Here is a 25208-nt window from a genome sequence, read left to right as displayed (position 1 = left end):
CTATTGGTCTGGTTAATCTATAAGGGTCTCACGCTATCTTCATCCAATACGGCTGCAAACCGCTGGCAGATGAAGTTCACGTTCGGATCACTGAGCAAACTCTGTTTTGCCTGATCCAGTTTCTGATGATAAATCGCCTCACGCCATTCCAGTGGCGAGCGGCCTTTATCACTTAATTCAATTGTCAGCTCTACCGGGCCTTCAAGAAGCTCGGACAACGCAGGTACCAGCTGCTCGCGCGCCTTAGGTGTATCCAGGTGCTTCTGCGAATGACGCAGGAACAGAGTCACGTTCCCGCCATTTTGTTCAAACGCCGAGTTTAATGCCAGCTGTTGAACCATACGCCCTACGTTTAGCTTAGTCACTAAATCTGACCAACTATCCTGATTTGCCGCTTCTTTGACAAGCTGTTTCGCCATCTCAGGCGTTTTTTCATGCTCCAGCGCCCGCTTTAAAGTCGCCGGATCCACTTCCGGCTTCTTCTCAGCAATTTCAGGACGAGCCTGAGGTTTCCATTGGTACTCTTCAACCGCAGTATTCGCCTGCATTACAGGTGCGTCCGGCGCTGGCATCGCTGGTGCTCCGGAAACCGGAGCTGGCTGATCCTGATGCTTGCTGGCAATCCGATCTAGCACATTCGTTGCGACTTTTTTAGCTGGCGCCGATTCAGTCTTTTTTACTGAAGACTGTTCCCCGTTACCGCGCTTGGTCTGACTACGCAGTTTGTTTCTTGCGGCCAACAAACCGGAAGCCGGAGACGAAGGTCTGGCCTGAGTTTGTGGCGGTACATTTTGCTGAACCTGCGGCTCCGCCTCCTGGTGCGGAGCCATATGCGGAGGCATTTCAGGCGGCATCGACGGCGCAGGCTGCGAAACATTCGGTTGTGCCGGAGCTGATTGCGAATACTGTGCCGGTTGGTTAACAGGAGCCGAGGGCTGCTGTTGCAGTCCAGGCTGAGTTGTATGCTGAGGCTGAGCCGCCTGTTGTTGTGGCTGTGCACCCTGCATCTGCGCTTTGAGCGCCTGCACCCGCTGCATACCTTGCTGTCCCTGAGAAGCCTGATTCGGCGCATGAGACACAGGTTGAGTCGGTTGCATTGGAGCCTGAGGCTGTGTCGCAGGTACGGCAACAGGCTGAGGCATGATTCCCTGACCGGAAACCGGACGGAATGCCAGCATGCGCAGCAAAACCATTTCTAGGCCTGTGCGGCCGTCCGGCGCATAAACCAAATCCTGGCGTCCCTGCAAAGCGATCTGATAGCAAAGCTGCACATCCTGAGGTGACAGTTCTTTGCTAAGTGTGATTACACGATCTGCATCCGGTGCACTGTCATCCAGCGCTGCAGGCAAGGCCTGGTACATTGCCACACGGTGAAGCTGGGCTGCAAGCTCACGCAGCAGGCTGTCCCACTCCACGCCAACACCAGCCAGTTCTTCAAGCGCAGCCATCGCAGGCTCAGCTTGTCCATTGGCCATCGCTTCCAGCAAATACAGCGCCTGGTCTGTATTCAGGGTTCCCAGCATGGCAGAAACCGAATCGGCACTCACCTTGCCATTGCCAAGCGCAATCGCCTGATCAGTCAAACTGAGCGCATCACGCATACTGCCTTCAGCAGCACGGGCCAGCAAACTCAGAGCGCGAAGTTCAAATTCAACCTGTTCCTGACCCAGAACATTCTCAAGCTGAGACTGGATCTGAGTATTATCAAGATGTTTGAGGTGGAACTGCAGACAGCGCGACAGGATGGTCACCGGCAGCTTTTGCGGATCAGTCGTCGCCAGAATGAATTTTACATACTCAGGCGGTTCTTCCAGAGTCTTCAGCAAGGCATTGAAACTGTGACGGGACAACATGTGAACCTCGTCAATCAGGTACACCTTAAATCGGCCCCGTGCCGGCTTGTACTGGACGTTATCCAATAGCTCGCGGGTATCTTCGACTTTTGTCCGTGACGCCGCATCGATCTCTAGCAGATCGACAAAGCGGCCTTCATCTATTTCACGACAAGTCTCACACTGGCCGCATGGTTTATCTGTAATACCCTGTTCACAGTTAAGCCCTTTGGCAAAAATACGGGCTATCGTGGTTTTACCAACACCTCGGGTGCCACTGAACAGATAAGCGTGATGAAGACGGTTGTGGGCAAGCGCATTAGACAGCGCTGTTAAGACGTGTGACTGTCCTACCACATCCTCAAAGTGATGCGGTCGCCACTTCCGTGCCAGAACCTGATAACTCATGTTAACTAACCTTACAAAATCAAGAGCTCAATGCTAGCACAGGGAGAATTTTTGAGCGAGAGGGCGCTACCATGAGCGCCCAATGATTCGCCAGAAAGACCGGCGGGGAGGAATTAGTGACCTTCGAAGTCACAAATGCTGAAGATGTTAAGGCCCATGCCTTCCAAACGTTTAGCGCCACCCAGCTCAGGCAGGTTAATCACAAACGCCGCGTCTTCAACAACACCACCAAGGCGACGAACCAGTTTGGTTGTTGCTTCAATGGTACCACCGGTTGCCAGCAGGTCATCAACAAGCAGTACCTTGTCGCCTTCTTCAATGGCATCAACGTGAATTTCCAGCGTATCCTGACCATATTCCAATTCATAGCTTTCGCCAATCACTTCACGTGGTAGTTTGCCAGGCTTACGAACAGGAACGAAACCTACACCCAGTTCCAGTGCTAAAGGAGCACCAAACAGAAAACCACGCGCTTCAGTTCCGATCACCTTGGTAATACCTTTATCACGGAACTGTTCAAGCAACACTTTCATCGTCAGGCTATATGCCGTTGGGTTTTCCATCAGGCTTGTTACGTCGCGGAACAAAATGCCCGGCTTTGGATAGTCTGGGATTGATTTGATGCTGCTCTTGATCAAAGCGAGGTTTTCTTGAGTCATAATCATTTTCCGTGCACCTTTCAGGCAAGGGCTGTAGAGCTAATTAAAAAGCCTGCTGTGGTTACCCATTATCAGCAGGCAAATAAAATCCAAACGCAAATATTATTGATTTTCCCCAGACGGAGCAACAAATATGCTTGTAACTTTACCACCAATCAGAGCTAAATTTGACACAGGTCGGATTACTTACTGATAACCTGCTGATGTAATGGTTTACTTTGATTTTCAATTACAGGCAGCCGATTAAACCAAACCAGCAGAACCGTACCAATCACTACCAGCATGACTTTATGCCAAAGCAAAGGCACCAGAAGAATCGACAGCGAAAAGCTGGCAACAATGGTGATATTAGCCCGTCGCTTCACTGTTTTTGATATAGCCCGGTTTTCATGCCAGTTACGCAAAACAGGACCAAAATGAGGATGTTGATGTAGCCAGCGGCTCAGGCGGGGGGAACCGCGCATAAAGCAGGCACTGGCCAATAGCAGGAAAGGCGTAGTCGGCAATAATGGCAGAAATACACCAAGTACGCCTAAAACCACAGATAACCAACCGATACTGAGCAGTAAAGCTCGCTTAACTAAGTCTTTCACATCCCCTCTCCTGCCGAGCAGAGAGCTGTTGGTATTATGAAGCCAACACACCCAGCCAGGTCAAACTTGCAGGCAATGTCGGCAATGCTAATGCCATCAGAAAACCGACAAAATACTTAAAATTATAAGGGTCTTTAAATCCTTGTTCCATGTTACGCTTCCTTTATTGAGGGTTATAACTAATACTTTTCCAGCCCTTCGTTGGGGCCAGTTCTGGAACCAATTGGGGTTCGTTCTTAAGCAAAATCACTATATCGGATTAGTTATGCGACAAAAACCGAACAAAATTAGGGTTATTAACCTGATTACCCTCTAAAGGTTTGATTCAAATCACAATCAATCGCGTCAGCAACCTTAGACTGAAAATATTACAAATTAAGACAATACAGAGATATGACAACGTCAGAGATTACTTACCAGCTTCTGCAAGAACAGCTGGCTCAGGAACATGGTGCTCTAGCCAGTGAACTAAGGCTCGAAATGCAGCTCAACACGCTGGTGCCGTCAGCAGAAGCGATTAAAAACGCCGACCTCAGTGAGCTGATCACTATGGCGAAATCATCCTTTATTCCGAATCTTTTTGATATGGCCGTTAGAATGGAAAAAGTGGATGCCGCCGTATGCTCAATAAAACTGGGCATGTACGGGCTGTGTGTGGACTGTGAAGAAGAAATTGAAATGGAAGATCTGCAAGCTGATCCGGCACAACCACGCTGTCGCGCTTGCCGCATTCACAGCCGTTATCATCATGCCTGAACAAAACAAGCGGGACAAATCACCAATCAGATTCCAATACTAATATCCGAAAGTCAGATTGCCCCGCAAAATTCCGGTTGCTTTAACCCGTTAGAATTAATAACAATGAGCATTAAATCACAGTGCGTCCTGCTCTTTAGCCCACTGCTGGAACGCTGCTTTTTCTTCAGCATTCGCTTTGCTGTACCATAGCTTCAGCTGAGCAAGCGCATCACCGGTGATCTTCACTTCACCTTTGTCCGTGACTTCTACTGCTGCTTTTTTCAGGTCAACCGCATAGCCCTGCTCAAATGTAATGCCGTGCTGACGGTTATACTCTGCAACCAGACCTTCAATGTCTTTATGAGCAATAAAGCCTTTTCCATGAAGCGGAACATAATTCAGCGCACGTACTGAACCATCAGAAAGTTCAAGCTTCCACTCCGGACCTCGCTCAAAATGCGCCTTTGCTTGTGTTACAGAGTTCAAACGTGGCAGCATAATAACAGAATCCTGCTCGGGCACCTGTAACTCAAACAAGTAAGGTCGCGTGGTGTACATTTTAGACTTAGAACCATTTTTAAGTTCGCCATCAAAACGAACCACAACCTGATGCTTACCCGGCGCCAGATCAACACTCTCTATCGGATTCCAAAAAGTCGATTCAACTTTCTTCCCGTCAACGGCCATTAACTCAATATTGTCACCCGTCGACAGTGTTGCAGCCTGCAAACTCAATGGCAATGCCATCACCCCGGCAAATAAAATCTTTTTCATTTTCATCCCTAATCAACACATTGAAACAGGAGTATAAAATAACAAAAAAGCCGCCAAAAGGCGGCTTTTTCTTATTCTCAGATTAAAGTAATCTTAGAATAGAACTTCCATACCAACTAGGTAACCTAGATCGTAGTCAGCCTTGTCAGCATCAGCCCAACCTAGCTCAGCGTATGCTTTAACATTGCTGTGTAGCTGGTGAGTAACGTTCGCGTAAACGTTATCAACAGTATTGTCTTTTTTGCTGTCATCTAGACGGTTGTAACCCAGAGCAAAAGTGTTCTTGCCTAGAGTGTAAGAGCCATTGATTTCGATAGCATCGATATCGTTCTCAACAACACCACCTGATTTCTTTTCAACCTGGCCGTAAGAAGCAGCGAATGCGAATGCATCCATTACGTACTCTGCTTCTAGGTTGAATGCATCAGTCTCAACTTTAGGAGTTACAGAAGAAGCAGTTTCAGAAGTGTAGTAGTAGCCACGTACGTCAAAGTCAGCAAAACGCGCACCTAGACGAGCATCAGTGATAGTACCGTCGTTCTTCTGGAAGCGCTCATCAGCAGGCTTAGAACCTTCAGCATCTAGATCGTGAGAGAAACCAAAGTAGAACTGACCGTTGTCAAATACATACTTGACAGTTTCTTCGCCTTCAGTAGTACCAAAGCTGATTTGTTCAAAACCTAGCTCGATATCTTTACCGATACCAGAGTCATCAGAGATTAGTAGCTGACGACCGAAAGTTAGCGTACCGAAGTCACCGCCTAGACCAACCCATAGTTCGTCGTTCTTAACTTCTTTAGATTCGAACTTGAACGCAATACCACCCAGAGCGTTTAGCTGGTCGTTAACTGCGATAGTTGTGTTCAGAGCAAGATCACCGTCGTCTAGACGAATGCCTGCGTCATCGTTTGAATCTTTGTTTACGATTTCCTGAATGTATTGAACTTCAGCTGCAGCAGAAAGGTCAACTAGAACGCCGTCTTGGTCGTAAAGGTTAACGCCTGCGTTAGCAGTACCTGCTGCTAGAACTGATAGTGCAAGAAGAGTCTTTTTCATGATATCCACTGCCTTTTCTTATTTAGACTGGAATTCCTGTTTCCAGAATTCCTTTTCTTTATATCGCCTCTGGTTTCCATCGCTTTCTCGTATAAAGAAAGATAAAAAAACCAAAGATGAGTAACTTGTGGGCATCATCCTGACAGAAGTTTTATCTTGATGTCAAATAACCTAAAACAGGCATCAAAAAACATCAAAGAGAATAATTATCAACGAGTTACGACCACCATTGAGTATTTATTGAACACCATTCATTGCTAAATTCCTTGCTGAACGCTTAATTAACAACCACAAATAACAAGACAAAAAACTTCATAAAGAACAAAAAAACACAAAATACAGAATAAAACCCTACCGCTTTGCGGTTTATATAGTTAATCCCTTGTTTATAAACAGCTCATCACTTTTTCTAAATTAGGTTCAATCTTATTTCGTGAGCCAAATCTCATTTTGCTCATGAAATTATCCAGAACACGCCAACGCTCACATTTATCGGTTCGTGGTATACTGCCCGCCCCTGTCCCGACAATGTTTCAGTTATGCTACACAGCCAGATAAAACGTGATATCAAACAATGCTATGAGAACCTGGGAAACCAGCTCGACAACTTCATTCCCAGACGAGCACAAAACTATCTTGTGGCAGAAATAGCCAAAACCCTGGCTGGTGAATATCACCCAAAACACCGAATGCTGGTTGCTGAAGCCGGAACGGGGATAGGTAAATCTCTTTCATATCTGTTGGGCGGCATTCCGTTTGCTTTGTTCAACAATAAAAAAATCTTGATCTCCACAGCTACCGTTGCGCTACAGGAGCAGCTAATCCATAAAGACCTGCCTCTGTTCAACCGCATTTTTCCTAAAGAGTTCAGCTTCATTCTGGCTAAAGGTAGGCAGCGCTATTGCTGTAGCCATAAACTTGAAGCCAGCTGTAGTACAGAAGCCGACCAACAGGTTGCACTTTGGGAAGAAAAACCTAAAAAGTCCGATTTAGAACTTTTGAAGCGAATGCTCAAAGCAAAAGAGGCTCAGAAGTGGGATGGAGACCGTGACAGCTGGCCGACAACGATACCGGACCGAATCTGGCAACAAATCGTTGCTGACAAGCACAGCTGTCATGCCGGTTTGCCCAAGCACCGTAACTGCCCTTTTGCCAAAGCCCGTGAGCATTTGGAAAAAGCTGATGTGATCATTGCGAACCATGCTCTACTGATGGCTGATATTGAACTCGGCGGAGGCATCATCCTGCCCGAACCAGAACAGACAATTTATGTAATTGATGAAGCCCATCACTTGCCTCAGGTTGCCCGTGATTTCTCTGCTGCAGCTGCGAGCTTGATCGGGGCCTCAAACTGGCTTGAAAAGCTGAATCAATCAACAGCAAAAATGGCGGAACTTGCCGACTATAAAAAGTCAGGCCGCTTCCAGACCACACTAAACGAAAACATCGCCCACCTGATCCCGGCGTTGAGACAAATCGCTAAAAATATCGACCCAAGCCTGTTTAATAAGGATGGCATCTATCGTTTTGAACACGGCGAACTGCCAACCTGGCTGACAGAAGAAGCAAAAAGTTGTAAAGAAGCCAGCAAAAAAGCACTGCAATCACTCGGTAAAATCCATGACTTAATTGCAGAACGCCTTAAAGACAATGAAATCATGGTTCGCCTTGGCGAACCTGCTCTGGCTGAATCCGGCTTTTATTTGCAACGTCTGGAGAACCTGGAAAAAGTCTGGGCATTAATGGCCCAACCAAATAAGGATAAAGGTGCTCCGCTTGCGCGCTGGATTGAAAAGAACCCGGATCGGGAAGGCGACTATATTATTGAAGTCTCACCGCTTGAAGTCGGCTATCGCCTTGATCAGCAGCTCTGGAGCCGAGCTGCTGGCTCGGTGCTGGTATCGGCAACCATTAGAGCACTGAACAAATTTGACTACTTCTGTAGACAAGCAGGAATCTTTGAGACAGACGGAACCCGCTTTCTGGCGCTGGCTTCTCCTTTTGACTACCAAAATAATGCCAGATTAGTTATTCCGGCAATGTCGCTGGAACCACAATCAGAAAAATTCACAGACCTACTAGTCAAAACGCTGCCGGAGTATCTGGAAGGTGAGAAATCGAGCCTGGTTCTGTTCTCTTCCTACTGGCAGATGAACAAAGTCGCCGAAGAACTCAAACCTTTAGCGAAGAAAAACAAGTGGGAACTACTGGTTCAGGGGGAAGAATCCCGAAATGAAACCCTAAAAAAACATAAAGAAAACTGTAAAAAAGGTAAAACCAGCATTTTATTCGGCACAGGAAGTTTTTCTGAAGGGCTCGACCTGCCGGGAGACTTGCTGACTAACCTTATTATTACAAAAATCCCATTTGCAGTACCGACCTCACCGGTCGAAGAAGCTCATGCCGAATATATTGAAAGCCGTGGCGGCAATCCTTTCCTGCAAATTTCAGTACCGGAAGCCAGTAAAAAGCTGATCCAATCTGCCGGACGCCTGCTGCGAAAAGAACAGGATTCTGGTAGAGTCGTGCTGCTTGACCGCAGGGTGATTAACCGCCGCTACGGCAAGGCGTTGCTGGACTCTTTACCGCCATTTAAACGCGTCATCGAATATCCATAATACTGATCAACCAAGATAACGATTAATGATAGAAATGATTGAACCAGGTGTGATGATCATACTTGGTCTGGTAGCTTTCGCTGCAGGATTTATTGATGCCGTTGCCGGCGGAGGCGGAATGCTGACTGTCCCGGCCCTATTGTCTCTCGGGCTACCGCCGCATATCGCCCTGGGTACCAATAAACTGGCAGCTACCTTTGCTTCTTCAACTGCGGCATGGACCTATTACCGGAAGCAACTGTTTTCTCCGGCGTTCTGGCGTGCATCATTCCTGGCCACCCTTTGCGGTGCCATTGGCGGTACTTTAGTTGTAGATCTCATCAGTACCGACTGGCTTGAAAAAGTACTACCTCTAATCATTTTGGCGGTTGCTATTTACACAGTCTGGCACCCGCAGCCAAAAGGCAAAGAGCACAAACTACCGGAAAAATGTCGCCAGCTGACAAAAAAACAGTGGCTGCAGGGAAGCACTCTCGGTTTTTACGATGGCCTCGCCGGCCCCGGAACCGGAGCATTTTGGACCGTTTCAAATATGGCACTCTACCGTCTGGATATCCTGATGGCATCCGGACTGGCAAAAGCCATGAACTTCACCAGTAATATGACTTCCCTCATTACCTTTGCTGTATTGGGACATATTAATTTCGCCCTCGGCCTGACCATGGGCTTATGCTTAATGCTGGGTGCTTACATTGGTGCCCACTCTGCCATTCGGTTCGGTGCCAAATTCATCCGTCCGGTATTTGTGACTGTCGTTATCGTATTAGCCATTAAACTAGCCTGGCAAGCCTGGTTCTGATTTACGGAAACTCTATGCCTGATTTAAAACGCCTGGAAAATATCCTTGACCAACTGGCACACGAAGCGGCTCAGACCGATCGCAAACGCGGAGAAGCACAACGCCCCCTGTTTGATGAGCAGCTATTCCTGTGCCGGAGTAAACTACTGACCCCCTGTGTCAATGAAGTCCGCAGCGAAATCAAAGCATTGAGGGATGAGCGCAGGGCTGGAAAGTTGAATACAACCCGTACTCAGCATATCTGTGAAAAGTTAGTCGCACAGATTCAGGCAATCCAGCGAGAACTGGCAACTAAGCAGATTCGTAAAAATGAACCTAAACGAAATCAAGGCTGGCGCCGACCGATTCATGAGCTCTATCAGGATCTGGCACAACACCAGGACTGGGAGCGCAGACTGGCTGCCATGCAGCGAGACAAAGAAATGATGCTCACTCGCTGTACTACACTGGCAGAACAGCAGAAAATGCAAAAAGAAGTATTGGCGCTAGATGGTCGTCTGAGCCGTTGCCGTGCATCACTCGCCAAAATCGAAAAAGAGATCAGCCAGAGAGAGCGAAAAGGATAATTCATGCTACCGCTTGTTTATCATCCGATTTATTCCCAGCTCGATCTGCCTGAAGGCCACCGCTACCCGATAACCAAATATCGGCTGCTTTACGATTACCTCAATTGCGAGTTAAACATAACCAATCGCGCCATTACAGCCTTTCATCAGCCAATACCCATCGAAGCACATGAACTGAAAAGCCTGCATTGCCCTGATTATATTGAGGCGCTGGTAAACAATTCCCTGCCTGCTGCAAAAATGCGCAGAATCGGCTTCCCATGGAGTCAACAGCTGATCGATCGTACTTTGATGTCCGCTGCCGGTACCCGGCTCACCGTTGATCTTGCATTTGAACATGGGATCGGAATCCACCTCAGCGGCGGTTATCACCATGCCCATCATGATTTTGGCAGCGGTTTCTGCCTGATAAATGACTTGGCTTTTGCTGCCCGCCATGCCCTGACATTAGATGGTATCGAAAAAGTAATGATCATTGACTGCGATGTCCATCAAGGCGATGGCACCGCAACCTTGTTAGCCGATGAGCCAAACATCATTACGTTTTCTGTCCACTGTGACAAAAATTTCCCGGCCCGAAAGCCGGATTCGGATATCGATCTTGCCTTACCCAAATCGACAACAACCAACGAATACATCGAAACCTTCGAAAGCATTCTTAACTTAGCTCTTGCCCAGCACCAGCCAGATTTCATCCTATACGATGCCGGAGTTGATATTCATAAGGATGACGAACTCGGTTATTTCGATATCAGCCTAAATGGAATATTCGAACGAGACCGCCTTGTATTAAACCACTGTCACAGCGACAGAATACCTATAGCAGCTGTCGTAGGTGGCGGATACCGTAAAGATCATCAACAATTAATTAAATTACATACTCAGTTAGTACATGCGGCTATCGCGGTTTACCAACCAGAACGAATGTTCAGGCCATAACGCCAACCCATCATACTATGCTGGCAAACCTGAAAAAATGTTAAGCTCGCTCAATAAGTACTTAATGACGAATTTAGACAAAAAGCATTATGACAAAGAACAAAACACAAAACCCGCTTGATGATGCTCCGGAAGAGATCAAGCTGGCTGTTGACCTTATCTACCTACTCGAAAGCAACGATATCTCACCGGAAGTTGCATTATCAGCCCTTGAGATTGTAACTCAGGACCTTAAAGCAAAATTGAATCAGAACAGCTGAACCAGCCCCCTGACATAAAATATCTATCGCAGCTCAATAACAGAATAAAGTGAACTACCCGCCAGCAGCAGTTTTCAACAGCTGCTGCCCCCTCTTTTTGTGTATTTTTTCACCACTACGTTCTCCGTTAAAATAATAACTTCACTAACCACCAATGCGTCAAAAAAATGACCAATAATTAATCAAACTGTCAATCGATCATCTATTTTATTTAGACGTCAAAAATCACAATAAATAAGTTTCATCCGATTTAATTTCTGGTGAAATATATCTAAAATACGGGCAGCGTATATTATTACTACAGCGCTAATTGTTTTTATTTTTATTGTTTAATTCCACAATCAAGGAGTCCTCATGAAGAGGGAATTTAAAATTGCAGCACTAGCTGCCGCTGTTGCACTGTCAGGGTGTGCATCTGATTCAGCGTCCACATCATCGCTCCCATTGGAAACCAACCAGGCCCAGGAGCAAGTTTCAGTTCAAATCAACAAGGTTAAACAATCCATTGATTCAGCTGAGAAAAAACTTCAAGAGGCGAAAGAAAACAAACTTGATTGGTTTGCTACACTTCAAATTCGTGATGCGCAAAATGCCCTTGCCGAAGCTAAAGAATATTATGCCGAATATGAGCTTGATCCCAATGAAGCTAATAGCAGCAGTGGCTTCTTCAGCTCAACAACGAATATTCAGGCTACAGAAGAAAGCCTTGCTAAATTCAGTGCACATTTAACTAAAGCAGAAGCTATTCGTGTTTCAGTGCAAACAGTATTAGAAGAAGCTCTTAGCTACCGCGATCAATTGAATAAAATTAACGCTGTTAAATATTACCCTACATCAGCAAAACAGTTAGAGAGAAAAGTTAAAACGCTGGTCGACTATGTTGCTGATGAAAAGGCTGAAAGAGCAATCAGTGCCCAGCCAGAACTTGTTCGCAAGCAGCGCGCACTTGAAGTTCGCACGGTAACCCGCATCTACCTGTTCGATGCACAAAAAGAGCTTAAGCGCTTAAAACAAGCCCGTATCAGCATGCATGCGCCAGAAACCTTAGCTCAGGGTGCAGCAGCAGTAAAAGCAGCAGAAGCTTTCATTGCAGCCGAACCTCGCGCTACAGCGCAAATCATCGACAAAGCCGACGAAGCTATGTTCTCACTGAAGCACGCTCAGCAAGTCGCTAACGTGGTGAAAAAGCTAAAGGCGATGCCAGAGAAAGACTACGAGCGCCATGTCCTGAGCTTCGAGAAGATCCTGCTGAATGTCTCGCTTGCACTTGGCTCAGAAGATGTTCGTGATCAACCTATCAGCAAGCAAGGCAAACACCTTGTCGACTTTATCAAAGCCAACCAGCAAGGTGAGCAAGAGTCTGCAATTGCCCAGCAAAAACTGCGCAGCGAACTAGGTGATGAAAAAGCCCGAGCTGCAATTCTTGAGCAAAAAGTAGCTGAATTGTCTGCCCAACTTCTTGCTGCACAGCAGGCACCTGTACTACCACTAACACCACCGGTACCAGTACAACCTGTACCTGTAGCACCAACTAAGACAGCTACAGTTGCGCCAGTTCAGGCTCCGGCTTCAGCTCCTGCGGCAACACCTGCTGAAGCAGCAGAGATTCAGACACCAACTCCGGTCCAACCAGAGCAACCGGTTCAGGTACCTTCCGAAGAAGCAGCCACCGCTAATCAGGGCTAAAAAGCTCCTCTTCATTACTTCAATTTAAAAGCGCCTTCCTGTCATCAGGGAGGCGTTTTTTTATCTCCAATCTACGCTATTTGATGAAGATCCTGACAAATAAGAAATTTACCTTGATCTTCAAACTATATAATGAAAATATACTTTGAAAACCAAACAATATAAGTTTCAAACTAATTTACACGGAGCAACACGGTGCATTCACACTCAATCAACCACTGGCAACATAAACATGACTTTGTATCCATAAACCCCAACGGTGAAAAACGAACTCTTTGGGTGTTATGGCTGACCCTGATCACTATGGTTGCCGAAATTGCAGCCGGCAGCGTCTTCGGCTCAATGGCCTTACTAGCCGATGGCTGGCATATGGGTACCCATGCAGCTGCTTTTCTTATCACCATTTTTGCCTACCGCTACGCCCGAAAGCACACCAACAACAAAGCCTTTTCATTTGGTACTGGAAAGGTAAGTGTTCTGGGCGGTTTCACCAGTGCCATAGCTCTCGGCCTGGTTGCGTTACTGATGATGGTTGAATCTGTTCAGCGTTTATTCTCCCCAGAAGCTATCCGTTTCAACGAAGCGATCCTGGTTGCGGTCATCGGCCTAACGGTTAACATAGCCAGTGTCTTCTTACTCAAAGACGATCACCACCATCACCACGATCATGATCACCACAGTCATGACCATACTCACCACCATCATGACCATAACCTGAAAGCCGCCTATTTCCACGTTCTTGCTGATGCTTTAACCTCGTTGCTGGCAATCGCTGCCCTGTTGTTTGGCAAGTACTACGGCTTCAACTGGCTTGATGCCATTATGGGGATCGTCGGTGCCGTTATTATTACCCGCTGGGCCTGGGGGCTGATGAAACAAACCGGTCCTATCCTGCTCGACAGCAGTATTGAAGATGGCTATCAGCAACAAATCATCAATACACTGGAAGAAGGCACTGATATCAGGATCAGTGATATTCATATCTGGAAAATCAGTGCCAACCACTATGCTGCGATGATTTCTCTGGTTACCCATGAACCGAAACCGGTGCAGGTTTACAAGCAATTACTTGAGAAATTCGATAAAATCAGCCACCTGACCATAGAAGTAAACAGCTGTCAGGACACACACTGACAACGGATTTTTCATGAACGAGATTGAACAGTTAAACCACACCATCATTGAGTTTTACGAGAAGCTTTCATCATGGGAGCAGTCAGTCGTCAGAGGTAAAGGCTTTACCCTGCCCCAGGTGCATATCGTAGAAATTCTCGGTGTTCACGGTGCCATGCGCATGAAGGAACTGGCAGATAAGATAGGTGTAACTACCGGCACCCTGACTGTTCAGGTCGACAAAATGGTTAATACAGATCTGATACAACGCAGACCGCACGAATCTGACCGCCGTTCAATTCTGGTTGAGCTGACAGAGAAAGGGCAGGAAATGTACCAGGAGCACGATAACCTGCACCTGGCACTGACTCAGGACATTACCGCAAAGCTGGATGACACCGAGCGGCAGAACCTGCTCAGCTATCTAAAGAAAATGAATCAGGAATTCTAATCAATTCCTCTTAGAACAAAAAACGCAGGCTGAAACCTGCGTTTTTTACATTTTATAAATGGTTTGAAGTACTTTCAGCTTTGCTTATATTTCGACGGAAAACGATGAGCAATATCGGTAAAGACCCCATCCACGCCCCAATTAAATAGCTGGTTGGCCCGAGCTAAGTCATTAACGGTATAAACATTTATCTTGTAACCTGCCGCCTTGAACGATTCCACCATCTCCCGGGTCAAACCTTCATCTTCAGGATGGATATAGTCTGCCTCACAGGCCTGCAATACTGACTGCCAATCATCCCCAAGTGTTGCACTTTCAAACAGACAGGCAACCTGAGTCTGTGGTCGGCGACGTTTAAATTCCGCCAATGCCAAGTGATTGAAACAAGAAACGATCAACTCTCGCTCTGAATCCAGTTTCTCTAGCCCAGAGGTAACATTAGTCAGCAACTTATCCGTCATCTCCCAGCCAGCAGTACACGACTTAATCTCAACATTGATATTGAGCTGATGTTGATTAACCAGCTCAATCAACTGCTCAAATGTCGGGAGCGGTTCACCAATATAATCATCATGAAACCAGCTTCCGGCATCTATTTCAGTCAAATCTGCCTGTGTCATGTCATAAAGGCTGCCGCTGTGGTCGGTACAACGATCAAGCGTATCATCGTGGGAAACAACTACTGTTCCATCAGACAGGATATCGACATCACACTCAATCCACTTAATACCATGCTGGTGGCACAGCGAAAACGCAGCCAACGTATTTTCTGGTGCAAGCGTCGACATACCACGGTGGGCGAATAATTTTTTCATGCAAAAACCTGTTTTTCCTGACGTTGAATTCAGCATACCTTTGATATTATTAACAAACTACATATCTTGCTATCCATTAAATTATCGCCTTTATTGCTTCAGTAATCACCGACAACATAGAAAGAAACTGACATTCCTGCTAGTTAGGCTTGATTCCCATCCTGTAAAACTTACAATTCAGCACTTAAATGAGAAAAATGAATGCCAATGCAATAAATTGATAAACAGGTAATATCAATCGAATATATACCCGATTTTATCTAGCGCAGATTTAGCGGAAATACTTTTAGCGGAAAGCACTTCGCTGACGGCCAAACAGCATCTTTGGATTTATCAACATGAGCAATAAAACGTACAGCGAGTACGACCCGGTTTTCACCACGTCATTTCTTCATCCTCGGCACTGGCTGACCTGGCTGGGAATCCCGTTTGCCATTTTGCTGGCCCTGCTACCACACCAGCTGAGAGCAGCCATGTCTCGCCGGCTGGCACGATTCTTTGTCCAGAAGAACAACCGAGCTAAACAGCGGGCGATGATGAACCTGCAAATGTGTTATCCGGAGCGAAGTGAAGAAGAGCAACTCAAAATGCTTGAGGATTCCTTCGCAACAGCCGGAGCAATTTTGCTCGGCTTTGCCCAACCTTTTATCAAAGGCCGCAGATATGTTCTTAACAGTCATAAAGTCGAGGGCGAACACTTCCTGCACGAGCTGCGTGAACAAAACAAGAACATCATCATGTTGGTACCGCACACCTGGGCGATTGATTTCAGTGCGCTGTATTTTGCCGCCAAAGGCATGCCTATGGTAGCTATGGTTCGCCCGCAGCGAAATCCGATTGCAGAATGGCTGATGAACCGTCAGCGCCGACTTTTCGGCGGCCGGATTTATCAACGAAACCAAGGTATCAAACCTTACCTGAAATCGATCAAAGACGGTTATCTGGCCTACTACCTGCCGGATGAAGATCATGGTGTCAGCCAGAGTGTCTTTGCTCCTTTCTTTGGCCATGAGAAAGCGACCCTGAAAGGTGTCGGCAAACTGGCTAAACTGTCAAATTCTGCCGTTGTCCCGGTTTTCCCAGGCTTCAACATCGATACTGGAAAATTTGAGCTGAAAATCCAGGCTCCGTTGGAGAACTTCCCTTCCGGTGATGAACGTACCGACGCGATCCGAATGAATAAAGTACTTGAAGATATGATCCGCTCTAATCCTGAGCAGTACATGTGGATCATGAATATCTTCCGTACCCGTACTGACGGCACTCGACGCGACTAAACAGTACATTATTTAATATCTATAAAAAACGGCGTGAAGTGAATACTTCACGCCGTTCTGTTATTTATTCTTCAGTTCACTATCAATCTACAACACTGACCCGCATATCTTCTTCGACCTGCTGCATGGCTTCCAGTAGCTGCTCGACATTCACTTCAGCAGGAACATCCACCAGCAGTTCTGCTACAAACAACGCCTTACCAAGATCCGGAACACCAATCCTGTGGTTTTCGATATGAATAATATCAATACCGATATCATCCAGAACATTAGTCAGATCGTGTACCAGTCCAGAGCGATCATTAGATTCAACTTTAAGCTTAAGCTGCTCAAATTTACCCAGCGGAACCGGCTGAGTGACATCAATAACACGTGCATGTAATTCGGGAATTCGGGTGAACTCACCTTTCAGTAGCTGCGCATTATCTGCGGGAATATCAACTTTTATGATCCCCACGATCTGGTTATCAAGGCGATTAATTTTACTGATCAACCATTTGCCGCCCAGTTCATGAGTTTTCGCTGCAAGCTGATTAATTAATTGAGGGTGATCCTGACCCGCAATGGTAATCGTCAACTGAGTGTTCATAAGCTATCCCCCTCTGTAAATACATCAATGTATTAACGCATTGTAACCACAACAAAAATATTGGTTACCCTTTGAGACTAGCAAGCAAGCTGACTTTATGCAGTGATTCACCTCATACTAACCATGCATAAAAACATACTTTTATATGCCAAGATTGCATAAATGCAGTTCTAAGCACCGAAATCCACAACCTTTTATTCATAAAAAAATGCCAGTCAGCTTGAGCAGACTGGCATTTGATTAATAAAACTAAACGGGGAGATTAACCGTTGACCTGGTTTACACCTACTGTCCGGTATTTTTCCAGAATATCACCCAGCGCTTGAGAAGCATCTGTTAATTCTTGCACGCCGGAAACCGACTGCTCTGTTGCCGAACGAATTACACTCGACTGGTTACGGATATCATGCAACTCAGAAGCAATATCGTTGGCCACCGCCGTTTGCTGCTCTGCAGCGGCTGCGATCTGAGTACTCATATCCATCACCAGCTTGGCTGACTCAGCAATATGGTTTACGTCATCGCCGATCTCGGTGATCATTTCGCGACTCTGATATGCCTGCTCCAACGTTTCTTCAGTGATCCGGGAGATCCCATTGGTTTCAGCCTGAAGTTTGTCGATCATCGTCTGAATCTCAACCGTAGCCTGCTGGGTTCGTCCGGCTAGGGTACGAACTTCATCAGCAACAACGGCAAAACCTCGGCCCTGTTCACCGGCACGTGCCGCTTCAATGGCTGCATTCAACGCTAGCAGGTTAGTCTGTTCTGAAATTGCATTGATGGTCGTAATCACTTCCGTGATTTCAGTTGCTTTTTCATTGAGGCTGTTAACTGTTGCCGAAGCAGCGTCTGTCTGTTCAGACAGCTTAGTGATCACCACAATGGCGTTCTGTACTTTCTCGTTGCTCTGGCCAACTTTGGTTGCATCCTGTTCGGACTGATCACAAGCCTGCACCGCAATACCTGCGATATCTTTTGCTGACGCAGTCATCTCTTCCATCGCCGTAGCGACCGAATCCAAAGAGGTATACTGCTGATTGATCTGCTGTTCTGAGTTCTGAGCTTCCTGACCGAATGTTGACGCAGTGCCATGCAGGGTAACTGAGCTTTCTTTCACCGTTTCAACCAGTTCACTCAGCGTATCCATGGTACGGTCCAGCTCAAAACCGATAATCCCAAATTCATCGCGGCCTACATGGAAACCAAGGCGAGAGGTTAAATCACCGTCGGCAATACGACGAGTCGCTTGATACATCACCCACAGCGCACCACCAAGGAAAGTCGCAAGCCAGTAGCAAAGTAGACCAGCAGGCAGCAATACCAACAGGGAGTAAAGAAAATGAGAGCGGGCCTGCGATTTTGCATCATCCTCAGCGCTACCAACAGACTGAGTCAATACTGCTGTACCTTTTCCAGGAACAGTGACAGCCGCCGTCAGCACATCCCCTTGACGGGATGACACCACATTATTCGACACAATCCGGATATTCTGTCGCGCCAATGTTTGTGTCTGTACCTCAGAACTGAGCCCTACTGACTGAATGGTATCCACCGTCGCTGTTACTCTGGCTTCCGCCTGCATCAAGGATGCAGCCTCAATCCGAGCAAGTGCAGAATAATAATGGCTACCTGAGATTCCAACAACAACCGCCGCTATTGCAATGAACAATAACCAGAATTTGTCATTGATAGACATTTTGACAAACAGGCGATCGACTGTTCTGAATTCAACTTCTCTCATTTTTTTTCCATGTAAAAAGTCAAAAAAATCATGGTAACAGCTATCCCCAGCAACTTGTGATGCATAACCGATGTTTTAGTGATATGAAAAACGATTATTTCAAGGAATATAGACAATGATCACAATTAGTTAGAGTTCACTATGAATCACTGTTAATAGGTTAGTTTAAGAGTTCGGTAAGAATCGAGATAAGAGATAAGAGATAAGAGATAAGAGATAAGAGATAAGAGAACAGTATGCGGCTTTAACAGCCGCATACAAATAACTATCAGTTCCGAACAGCAAGTATCTTATTGCTTGTTTACCGCTAAGTTATTCCAATCGATAGTGAAACGAACCTGCGCCTCTGTGTAGTGCGTCTTAGTACCATAATCTGACCAAGTACAAGCACTGCGGCTGAAGCCTTCTTCAACCTGCTTCATTCCGGCACGGACGATCATATCCGTTTGCGGCTCTGTTCCCTGCTCAAACTCAGGAGTAAACACGTACTGGAACTTAGGTTTGAAGCCATAAATCAGGCGAGGCAGGTTTTCTTCCGGTAACAGGTTTTCGTTGTAACAGTCTGTGTAGTGATATACGCCGGCCCACTTACCGTAGTACTGATAATCATTGGTATAAAGCTGGTTAAGAGAAGTACTCCACTTCACCCCTGTACCGCGCTTAATCGCCGCATGTGGCTTAACCGCAGTTACATAATCCTTGCTGGAATAACGCGACGTGTAAGCAACACCTAGCTGGCTGCTCAGTGAACCAGTAAAGTTAGGTGCAGCGCCTGGTGTAGCTGTCGCCGTCAGGCCAATCGATGGAGCAACTGTTGTAGTGGAAACTGAAATGTCATTGGTTTCATTCTGTGGTGAATAATCTTCACCGAAAATCGGCGTACCACCTGCTTGGTAAATGCTGTAATCAAAAGCAACAGGATAGTTCTGAGTGAAACGAGCAAGTAGTGGTGCATCATGGGTCAGATCCACACCCGGTTTACCCGGAATATAACCATTGCCCAGAGTAATAACACGAGCCGCTTTCTTGCCATTGGTTGAGTTGTGGAAAAGTTCAACCAGCAGTTTCATCTGAACCCGGCTGCCTCGGAAAGCGTACGGGAAAAGTTCAGGTTCGCTTTGCAGCACCACCTCATAACTCTTCTTGGTGTAACCGTTTAACGCGATATCGTCGACAAGAACACTCTCAACAACATCATTAGCAGAAACTGACGCAGCTGCGGAAAGGCCCATCATTAAGGGCAGCAATATTTTCTTATTCATTATTTTATCCATTGAATTGGAACTACCAAAAAACCTAACAGCATCATTTCATGGCATCAACAAACCCCAAAACTGGACAGACCTGAATAAAATACGCTGACAAAATAGTCAAAAAACAAAACCAAAAACAGCAAAAGGAATAAGAAAAACAACAGTAATACCTTTTGCCAATGCAAATTCATTCAGTGAAGATAGGATTGTCAAATAGTCATAAAGAAACAAACAGAACGCCTGCCCCCAAATGAGAATTAATGTCAATTAAATTGATCTTAATCAGATAACCCTATCAATAAAAGCTGAAAAACCGTTCATTTCGCCTCATTTTTACACAAGTGGTGATCATTAAAGAACTAAGCGACAAGTGAACAAATGGTGCTAACATTGGAAAAATTGTTACCAGTCAACCACAAAGACAACATCCATCACACATTAATGGTAACGATTGCAACAATCCAAAATTATTGCCTCTTTACAATCAAAGATATGAGACTAGGCTCACTGAAGTTCACCAATTAAATCAAGACTATAATCATCGCCTCCGGGAGCCGGCGGCACTGTCTCGTTATACGGGAAAGGTATTCGATGTTGGATAAGAGATGTTGTAGCCATGATTTACCTTGATCACGCAGCCACCAGTAACCCCAAACCCGCTTCAGTTGTTGATGCGATGACCCATTTCATCAGCCAGGGCTGCGCCAACCCCGGACGCGCCAGTCATCCGCTGGCCAATGACGGTGCCCGACTGATCTTTGAAACACGGGAAAGGTTACTTAATTTTTTCGGTGCAGAAGATTCTGCCCAAGCCATTTTCACCGGCAACATCACCGAATCACTGAACCTTGCGCTCAAGGGCTTACTGAAAGCCGGAGACGAAGTTATCGTCAGCAGCATGGAACACAACGCCATGATGCGCCCTCTGCGCCAACTAGAGCAGGACGGCATCACTGTTACGGTTATTCCCTGCAACTCTGAAACCGGGCTGATCGATATCGAAGACATTGCTGCCGCCATAACCCCGGCAACAAAACTAATAGCAATTAACCATGGCTCCAACACGTTTGGCACCTTACAGCCAATCGCAGATATCGGCAGACTCTGCCGAGAGCAAAACCGTTTGTTTCTGGTTGATACAGCCCAGACAGCCGGTTGCATTCCGATTGATATGACCAAAACCAACATCGACTTTCTGGCTTTCACTGGTCACAAAGGACTACTCGGGCCAATGGGGATTGGCGGTCTGATATTAAATTCACGGGCACAGAAAGCAGGCCTGACTCCACTTATTAGCGGCGGCACCGGTAGCAATTCAGAACTAGAAAACCAACCCGATTTTCTGCCCGACGCGCTTGAAAGCGGCACCCCTAACCTTCCCGGCATTGCCGGTTTAAATGCTGGTATCAGCTGGCTTGAAGAGCAAAGCGTGGAATCTGTCTTCCAACACGAACAACAACTGACAACACAGCTACTTGAAGGGCTTAACGCCATTCCCGGGGTGAAAGTGTTCGGCCCGACAGCCGAAATGCCTCGCGTCGGTGTAGTTTCGCTGATTATCGAAGGCAAGGACAACGGAGAAGTCGACGAAATGCTGGCCTATGACCACGGAATTTACTGTCGTACCGGACTGCACTGCTCGCCAGCTTCACATAAAACTATGGGGACCTTCCCTGACGGCACAGTCCGCCTGAGTGTCGGCGCATTTACTACAGCCGATGACATTAACCGGGTTCTTACTGTGATCGAGCAAATCGCTTCACATTAATCCTTCTACCCATAATTTGGGACCAATGACGATATTCAAAGTGCCGGGAATGTTTAGTGTCCGGCACAAACTTTCATTATTCATATAAGAAACAAAGGAATGCAATGATGGCAATGAGCAATACCACGGTTCAACCACCACACACTCAAAGCCCCGACACTTCAGCTCTCGACTATTTCAAAAGCGCAATTTCTGATGAAATCCGCTATGTTTCGGAGCAAAAGGCCGCAGGACGTGGCATTGTCGGCTTCTATTGTGAATTCACTCCACGCGATCTGATCCTCGCTGCCGATGCAGTGCCTATCTGTCTGTGTGGTACCAGCCAGAACACCATCAGTCACGCCGAAACTCTGTTACCAGCCAACCTGTGCCCGATGATCAAATCTTCTTTCGGCTATGCCCTGACTGGCGGCTGCCCATTGCTCAACGATTCTGATCTGCTGGTTGCGGAAACCACCTGCGACGGCAAAAAGAAAATGTATGAAGTGCTGTCGCGTGACAAAAACATGCATGTGCTTGAGCTGACACAAAAGCCGGATGAAGAGCGGGCATTCAAGCATTGGCTGGCAGAAGTGGAAGAGATGAAGGAAAAACTGGAGCAAACCTTCCAGCTAAAAATCACCGAACAGAAATTGCGTGATGCCATCAAGGCCATGAACGAAGAACGCCGCCTGATCCTTGCTATTCAGGAACTGGGTAAGCACAAACCTTCAATCGTATCCGGTTATGAAGTCGCTCAGACCCGCTACCGCGTAGCTGGGTTCTACCAGCATATGGAACAAATGGAAAACTTCCTGACTATGGCACAGGAAAGGATCGCTCAGGGTTATCAGGCCGCGCCTATTCATGCCCCACGTATCCTGTTAACCGGCTGCCCAACCGGCCATGGCACAGAGAAGCTGATTGAAATCATTGAAGAGTGCGGCGGTGTTGTCGTTGTGCAAGAGGCCTGCTCCGGTATTAAAGGCGTTTACGAAGAAGTGTCTGAACAGGGTGATCCGCTGGAAGCTATCGCTCGCAAACACTTCAACATCCCTTGCTCCTGCATGACGCCGAACAAAAAACGTGAAGAGATGCTGAAAACCTTAGCCCGGGATTATCAGGCCGACGCTGTTATCGACCTGGTCTGGCAAGCCTGCCACACCTATAACGTCGAATCTGTCCTGCTCCATGACTTCGTTCGCAATGAACTGGGACTGCCGTACATGAAAGTTGAAACCGATTATTCAAGCTCGGACCGAGAACAGCTCAAGGTCCGTGTTCAAACCCTGCTGGAGTTAACGCAATGATCACATGTGGTGTCGATATCGGCTCTCGGACCATCAAAGTCGTTCTCTTTGATGGCGAAAAAATTCTCGATTCCGCCGTTACCCTGAGTGGCTCAGCGCCGCAGGAAAATACCGAGCGAACTTACCTGGAAATGCTTGCGGCCAACCATATGACCCGCTCAGATGTCGCTATGACGGTCGCGACCGGCTATGGGCGCAACTATTTCGAACTGGCAGATAAAGCCTCATCGGAAATCATCTGCCATACCGCCGGAGTAGCCTTCCTGTGCCCGAACGTCAGAACCATTATTGATATCGGCGGGCAGGATTCCAAAGTCGTACAGGTTTCCGAACAGGGTAAAGTGGCCGACTTTGTCATGAATGACCGCTGCGCCGCCGGAACCGGCAAATTTATTGAAATGGTAGCGCATACCTTAAACATGCCGGTAGAAGAAATTGGCCAGGCCGCTTTGTCATGCAATGAGACCTGTGAAATCTCATCCATGTGCGCCGTTTTTGCCGAATCCGAAGTCGTTGGCCTGCTGCACAGAGGGATTCCTGCCGAAGTGATCCTGCGCGGCGTTTTCCGCTCCGTTGCCAAGCGCGTTGTATCGCTCGGTCGCAAAGTCGGATTTCAGGGACAAATCGTCTTCACCGGTGGTGTTGCACAAAACCCCGGCGTACTGGAAGCCATCCGTGAACATGTCGGTGACCCAACTATTACTGCGCCGTGCAGCCCGCAGCTTACCGGCGCCCTGGGGGCTGCCATTATCGGCCACCAGACCGTATCGCAAAATCAGTAACAGGAAACATTATGACAGCGTCAGCAGTAACGACGATGGATTACATCGTCACCTTCACCTCCAGCCACTTTGCGCTGAAAGCTGAAAGTGCACTGAAAAAGTCAGGCATGGCCTCTCGTCTGATTTCAGCACCAAGGGCAATCAGTTCACAGTGCGGCTTTTGTCTTCTGCTGGAGAACTGCGAATGCCAGGAGCTGGCCGCAAAGCTGGAACAGCTGACCGTGACCTTCTCACATATCTACACAAGACAACTGATCGATGGAGTAAAACATTATGCACAACAAAATTGATGTTCGCGGTATCAACCAGGATCAAGCCCTTACTCTTCTCGAGCAGGCATTAAAGGCACAGGAACTGGCTTCTCTGGAGATACTCAGCTCAGATCAGGAAAACACCACTGCGCTGATCAAAGCTCTTGCTCAGCACGGCGCGACCTGTGAAGTACTTCAGGCAGAAGAAGGGCAAACCATTATCGCCAGCTTTGCCGACGAACAAATCATGAAGCAAAAATCCTATGTTGTCGGCTCTGACACTTTAGGAAAAGGCGATGATGTAATTGGTCACAAGCTGATGAATGCATTTTTCAATGTCAGCTCCGATTATGAGCAGGTTCCGGCTTCAATTTTCTTCATGAACACCGCCGCTAAGCTGTGTGTGGAAGGTGCTGATGCCCTGGCCGCTCTGCAGAAGCTGGAAGAAAAAGGCACTGAAATTATCGTCTGCGGCACCTGCCTGGACTTCTTCGGTATCAAAGACAAGTTGGCTGTAGGCCGTGTTGGTACCATGCACGACCTGATCGGCATCTATCACAAACAAAAAGAAGTTATCAGTCTGTAAGACTCTATTAGCAGACAAAGCACAAGTGATAAAAAAGCCGCCTCCCAAAAGGGAAGCGGCTTTGATTTTATTTCGTCTTTAAACCTGATGTTAGTTACGTCTTAAGCTATCGCGCCCTTGCCGTTAGTCACATCAGACCATGCCGTTGTCACGGCAACACGTGCCTTGCTGTCCAGGTTGTCGATGAAGCCATTGTCACCAGCCTGAGGTGCAAAGCTGCTCATCGCCTGTACCAAAGCATCGACAGCGTTATCAGACAGAGCACTGTATTCACGCTCACCGGCTGCATCTTTCTCGCCCATGCCGATAACCAAATCTGCACGATTACCGTTGAAGTAATCAGCAAAGGTCACTGAGCCGACGCT

24 protein-coding genes and 1 pseudogene are annotated in these 25208 nt (G+C 47.0%); 15 read left to right on the top strand and 10 right to left on the bottom strand.

What is annotated here, in order from left to right:
• Positions 1-17: 17 nt before the first annotated feature.
• The 3 genes from dnaX to C942_RS01475 form a co-directional block, all read right to left on the bottom strand.
• The gene (gene dnaX / locus C942_RS01485; protein WP_007461676.1) at positions 18-2240 is read right to left on the bottom strand and encodes a DNA polymerase III subunit gamma/tau; all 2223 of its coding nucleotides are present in this window, start codon (positions 2238-2240) and stop codon (positions 18-20) included.
• A gap of 113 nt (positions 2241-2353) precedes the next feature.
• Positions 2354-2899, bottom strand: a complete 546-nt coding sequence (gene apt, locus C942_RS01480; RefSeq protein WP_036798468.1) for an adenine phosphoribosyltransferase — start codon at positions 2897-2899, stop codon at positions 2354-2356.
• Between the two features lie 182 nt (positions 2900-3081).
• The gene (locus tag C942_RS01475; RefSeq protein ID WP_007461672.1) at positions 3082-3492 is read right to left on the bottom strand and encodes a YbaN family protein; all 411 of its coding nucleotides are present in this window, start codon (positions 3490-3492) and stop codon (positions 3082-3084) included.
• 393 nt (positions 3493-3885) lie between these two features.
• Here C942_RS01475 and C942_RS01465 point away from each other — a divergent pair, with 393 nt between their 5' ends.
• The gene (locus C942_RS01465) at positions 3886-4248 is read left to right on the top strand and encodes a TraR/DksA C4-type zinc finger protein (protein WP_007461667.1); all 363 of its coding nucleotides are present in this window, start codon (positions 3886-3888) and stop codon (positions 4246-4248) included.
• 117 nt (positions 4249-4365) lie between these two features.
• Here the strand turns inward: C942_RS01465 and C942_RS01460 are convergent, their stop codons facing one another.
• On the bottom strand, positions 4366-5004 hold the full coding sequence (locus C942_RS01460; protein WP_036798462.1) for a YccT family protein: 639 nt from the start codon (positions 5002-5004) through the stop codon (positions 4366-4368).
• Between the two features lie 93 nt (positions 5005-5097).
• Positions 5098-6060 carry a porin gene (locus tag C942_RS01455; protein ID WP_007461663.1) on the bottom strand — a complete coding sequence of 321 codons (963 nt, stop codon included), beginning with the start codon at positions 6058-6060 and terminating at the stop codon, positions 5098-5100.
• Positions 6061-6599: 539 nt separating this feature from the next.
• Here C942_RS01455 and dinG point away from each other — a divergent pair.
• The 8 genes from dinG to C942_RS01420 all read left to right on the top strand — a co-directional run bounded on the left by dinG (position 6600) and on the right by C942_RS01420 (position 14492).
• Entirely contained in the window at positions 6600-8678 is a 2079-nt protein-coding gene (gene dinG / locus C942_RS01450; protein WP_007461661.1) for an ATP-dependent DNA helicase DinG, read from the top strand.
• Between the two features lie 25 nt (positions 8679-8703).
• A complete protein-coding gene (locus C942_RS01445; protein WP_036798335.1) occupies positions 8704-9477 on the top strand; it encodes a sulfite exporter TauE/SafE family protein in 774 nt (257 codons plus the stop codon).
• A 14-nt stretch (positions 9478-9491) separates the two neighbouring features.
• Positions 9492-10043 carry a primosomal replication protein PriC gene (gene priC / locus C942_RS01440; protein WP_007461656.1) on the top strand — a complete coding sequence of 184 codons (552 nt, stop codon included), beginning with the start codon at positions 9492-9494 and terminating at the stop codon, positions 10041-10043.
• Positions 10044-10046: 3 nt separating this feature from the next.
• Positions 10047-10982 (top strand): histone deacetylase family protein, encoded by a 936-nt coding sequence (locus C942_RS01435; RefSeq protein ID WP_007461654.1) that lies wholly within the window; start codon positions 10047-10049, stop codon positions 10980-10982.
• Between the two features lie 89 nt (positions 10983-11071).
• Positions 11072-11242: a pleiotropic regulatory protein RsmS gene (gene rsmS, locus C942_RS24515; RefSeq protein WP_007461651.1), complete on the top strand. Its 171-nt coding sequence runs from the start codon at positions 11072-11074 to the stop codon at positions 11240-11242.
• Positions 11243-11596: 354 nt separating this feature from the next.
• A complete protein-coding gene (locus C942_RS01430; protein WP_007461650.1) occupies positions 11597-12928 on the top strand; it encodes a hypothetical protein in 1332 nt (443 codons plus the stop codon).
• Between the two features lie 195 nt (positions 12929-13123).
• Positions 13124-14062, top strand: a complete 939-nt coding sequence (dmeF, locus tag C942_RS01425) for a CDF family Co(II)/Ni(II) efflux transporter DmeF (RefSeq protein ID WP_007461648.1) — start codon at positions 13124-13126, stop codon at positions 14060-14062.
• Positions 14063-14075: 13 nt separating this feature from the next.
• A complete protein-coding gene (locus tag C942_RS01420; protein ID WP_007461645.1) occupies positions 14076-14492 on the top strand; it encodes a MarR family winged helix-turn-helix transcriptional regulator in 417 nt (138 codons plus the stop codon).
• A 74-nt stretch (positions 14493-14566) separates the two neighbouring features.
• On the opposite strand, the gene C942_RS01415 is transcribed toward C942_RS01420, so the two are convergent.
• A complete protein-coding gene (locus C942_RS01415) occupies positions 14567-15307 on the bottom strand; it encodes a glycerophosphoryl diester phosphodiesterase (RefSeq protein WP_036798332.1) in 741 nt (246 codons plus the stop codon).
• 338 nt (positions 15308-15645) lie between these two features.
• On the opposite strand from C942_RS01415, the gene lpxM reads away from it, so the two are divergent.
• Entirely contained in the window at positions 15646-16584 is a 939-nt protein-coding gene (gene lpxM / locus C942_RS01410; protein WP_007461639.1) for a lauroyl-Kdo(2)-lipid IV(A) myristoyltransferase, read from the top strand.
• An 82-nt stretch (positions 16585-16666) separates the two neighbouring features.
• Here the strand turns inward: lpxM and C942_RS01405 are convergent, their stop codons facing one another.
• The 3 genes from C942_RS01405 to C942_RS01395 form a co-directional block, all read right to left on the bottom strand.
• Positions 16667-17173 carry a glycine cleavage system protein R gene (locus C942_RS01405; RefSeq protein ID WP_007461637.1) on the bottom strand — a complete coding sequence of 169 codons (507 nt, stop codon included), beginning with the start codon at positions 17171-17173 and terminating at the stop codon, positions 16667-16669.
• Between the two features lie 262 nt (positions 17174-17435).
• Positions 17436-18914: a methyl-accepting chemotaxis protein gene (locus C942_RS01400; RefSeq protein WP_007461635.1), complete on the bottom strand. Its 1479-nt coding sequence runs from the start codon at positions 18912-18914 to the stop codon at positions 17436-17438.
• Between the two features lie 290 nt (positions 18915-19204).
• Positions 19205-20176 carry a leukocidin family pore-forming toxin gene (locus C942_RS01395; RefSeq protein ID WP_007461633.1) on the bottom strand — a complete coding sequence of 324 codons (972 nt, stop codon included), beginning with the start codon at positions 20174-20176 and terminating at the stop codon, positions 19205-19207.
• Positions 20177-20783: 607 nt separating this feature from the next.
• Here C942_RS01395 and C942_RS01390 point away from each other — a divergent pair.
• From C942_RS01390 to yedF, 5 genes are all read left to right on the top strand, one after another.
• Entirely contained in the window at positions 20784-21935 is a 1152-nt protein-coding gene (locus tag C942_RS01390; RefSeq protein ID WP_007461626.1) for an aminotransferase class V-fold PLP-dependent enzyme, read from the top strand.
• Between the two features lie 104 nt (positions 21936-22039).
• Positions 22040-23224 (top strand): double-cubane-cluster-containing anaerobic reductase, encoded by a 1185-nt coding sequence (locus C942_RS01385; RefSeq protein WP_083882287.1) that lies wholly within the window; start codon positions 22040-22042, stop codon positions 23222-23224.
• Positions 23221-24006 carry an acyl-CoA dehydratase activase gene (locus C942_RS01380; protein WP_007461622.1) on the top strand — a complete coding sequence of 262 codons (786 nt, stop codon included), beginning with the start codon at positions 23221-23223 and terminating at the stop codon, positions 24004-24006. The genes C942_RS01385 and C942_RS01380 overlap by 4 nt, the downstream gene beginning before the upstream one ends.
• 11 nt (positions 24007-24017) lie before the next feature.
• On the top strand, positions 24018-24296 hold the full coding sequence (locus C942_RS01375) for a DUF3343 domain-containing protein (RefSeq protein ID WP_007461620.1): 279 nt from the start codon (positions 24018-24020) through the stop codon (positions 24294-24296).
• On the top strand, positions 24280-24843 hold the full coding sequence (gene yedF / locus C942_RS24265; protein ID WP_007461618.1) for a sulfurtransferase-like selenium metabolism protein YedF: 564 nt from the start codon (positions 24280-24282) through the stop codon (positions 24841-24843). The genes C942_RS01375 and yedF overlap by 17 nt, the downstream gene beginning before the upstream one ends.
• Before the next feature lie 101 nt (positions 24844-24944).
• On the opposite strand, the pseudogene C942_RS01365 reads toward yedF, so the two are convergent.
• Positions 24945-25208 (bottom strand): annotated as a pseudogene (locus C942_RS01365) (calcium-binding protein); the annotation flags it as partial.

This window comes from Photobacterium marinum (assembly GCF_000331515.1).
In the GTDB taxonomy this organism is placed as follows: Bacteria; Pseudomonadota; Gammaproteobacteria; order Enterobacterales; family Vibrionaceae; genus Photobacterium; species Photobacterium marinum.
Note: the sequence above shows the minus strand (reverse complement) of the source record. Positions and strands in the feature narration are given on the sequence as shown.

Bases quoted from the DNA above. Each gene is read 5' to 3' on its own strand.
- dnaX (WP_007461676.1), bottom strand. From the start codon at position 2,240: ATGAGTTATCAGGTTCTGGCACGGAAGTGGCGACCGCATCACTTTGAG.
- apt (WP_036798468.1), bottom strand. From the start codon at position 2,899: ATGACTCAAGAAAACCTCGCTTTGATCAAGAGCAGCATCAAATCAATC.
- C942_RS01465 (WP_007461667.1), top strand. From the start codon at position 3,886: ATGACAACGTCAGAGATTACTTACCAGCTTCTGCAAGAACAGCTGGCT.
- C942_RS01460 (WP_036798462.1), bottom strand. From the start codon at position 5,004: ATGAAAAAGATTTTATTTGCCGGGGTGATGGCATTGCCATTGAGTTTG.
- C942_RS01455 (WP_007461663.1), bottom strand. From the start codon at position 6,060: ATGAAAAAGACTCTTCTTGCACTATCAGTTCTAGCAGCAGGTACTGCT.
- dinG (WP_007461661.1), top strand. From the start codon at position 6,600: ATGCTACACAGCCAGATAAAACGTGATATCAAACAATGCTATGAGAAC.
- C942_RS01445 (WP_036798335.1), top strand. From the start codon at position 8,704: ATGATAGAAATGATTGAACCAGGTGTGATGATCATACTTGGTCTGGTA.
- priC (WP_007461656.1), top strand. From the start codon at position 9,492: ATGCCTGATTTAAAACGCCTGGAAAATATCCTTGACCAACTGGCACAC.
- C942_RS01435 (WP_007461654.1), top strand. From the start codon at position 10,047: ATGCTACCGCTTGTTTATCATCCGATTTATTCCCAGCTCGATCTGCCT.
- rsmS (WP_007461651.1), top strand. From the start codon at position 11,072: ATGACAAAGAACAAAACACAAAACCCGCTTGATGATGCTCCGGAAGAG.
- C942_RS01430 (WP_007461650.1), top strand. From the start codon at position 11,597: ATGAAGAGGGAATTTAAAATTGCAGCACTAGCTGCCGCTGTTGCACTG.
- C942_RS01420 (WP_007461645.1), top strand. From the start codon at position 14,076: ATGAACGAGATTGAACAGTTAAACCACACCATCATTGAGTTTTACGAG.
- C942_RS01415 (WP_036798332.1), bottom strand. From the start codon at position 15,307: ATGAAAAAATTATTCGCCCACCGTGGTATGTCGACGCTTGCACCAGAA.
- lpxM (WP_007461639.1), top strand. From the start codon at position 15,646: ATGAGCAATAAAACGTACAGCGAGTACGACCCGGTTTTCACCACGTCA.
- C942_RS01405 (WP_007461637.1), bottom strand. From the start codon at position 17,173: ATGAACACTCAGTTGACGATTACCATTGCGGGTCAGGATCACCCTCAA.
- C942_RS01400 (WP_007461635.1), bottom strand. From the start codon at position 18,914: ATGAGAGAAGTTGAATTCAGAACAGTCGATCGCCTGTTTGTCAAAATG.
- C942_RS01395 (WP_007461633.1), bottom strand. From the start codon at position 20,176: ATGAATAAGAAAATATTGCTGCCCTTAATGATGGGCCTTTCCGCAGCT.
- C942_RS01390 (WP_007461626.1), top strand. From the start codon at position 20,784: ATGATTTACCTTGATCACGCAGCCACCAGTAACCCCAAACCCGCTTCA.
- C942_RS01385 (WP_083882287.1), top strand. From the start codon at position 22,040: ATGATGGCAATGAGCAATACCACGGTTCAACCACCACACACTCAAAGC.
- C942_RS01380 (WP_007461622.1), top strand. From the start codon at position 23,221: ATGATCACATGTGGTGTCGATATCGGCTCTCGGACCATCAAAGTCGTT.
- C942_RS01375 (WP_007461620.1), top strand. From the start codon at position 24,018: ATGACAGCGTCAGCAGTAACGACGATGGATTACATCGTCACCTTCACC.
- yedF (WP_007461618.1), top strand. From the start codon at position 24,280: ATGCACAACAAAATTGATGTTCGCGGTATCAACCAGGATCAAGCCCTT.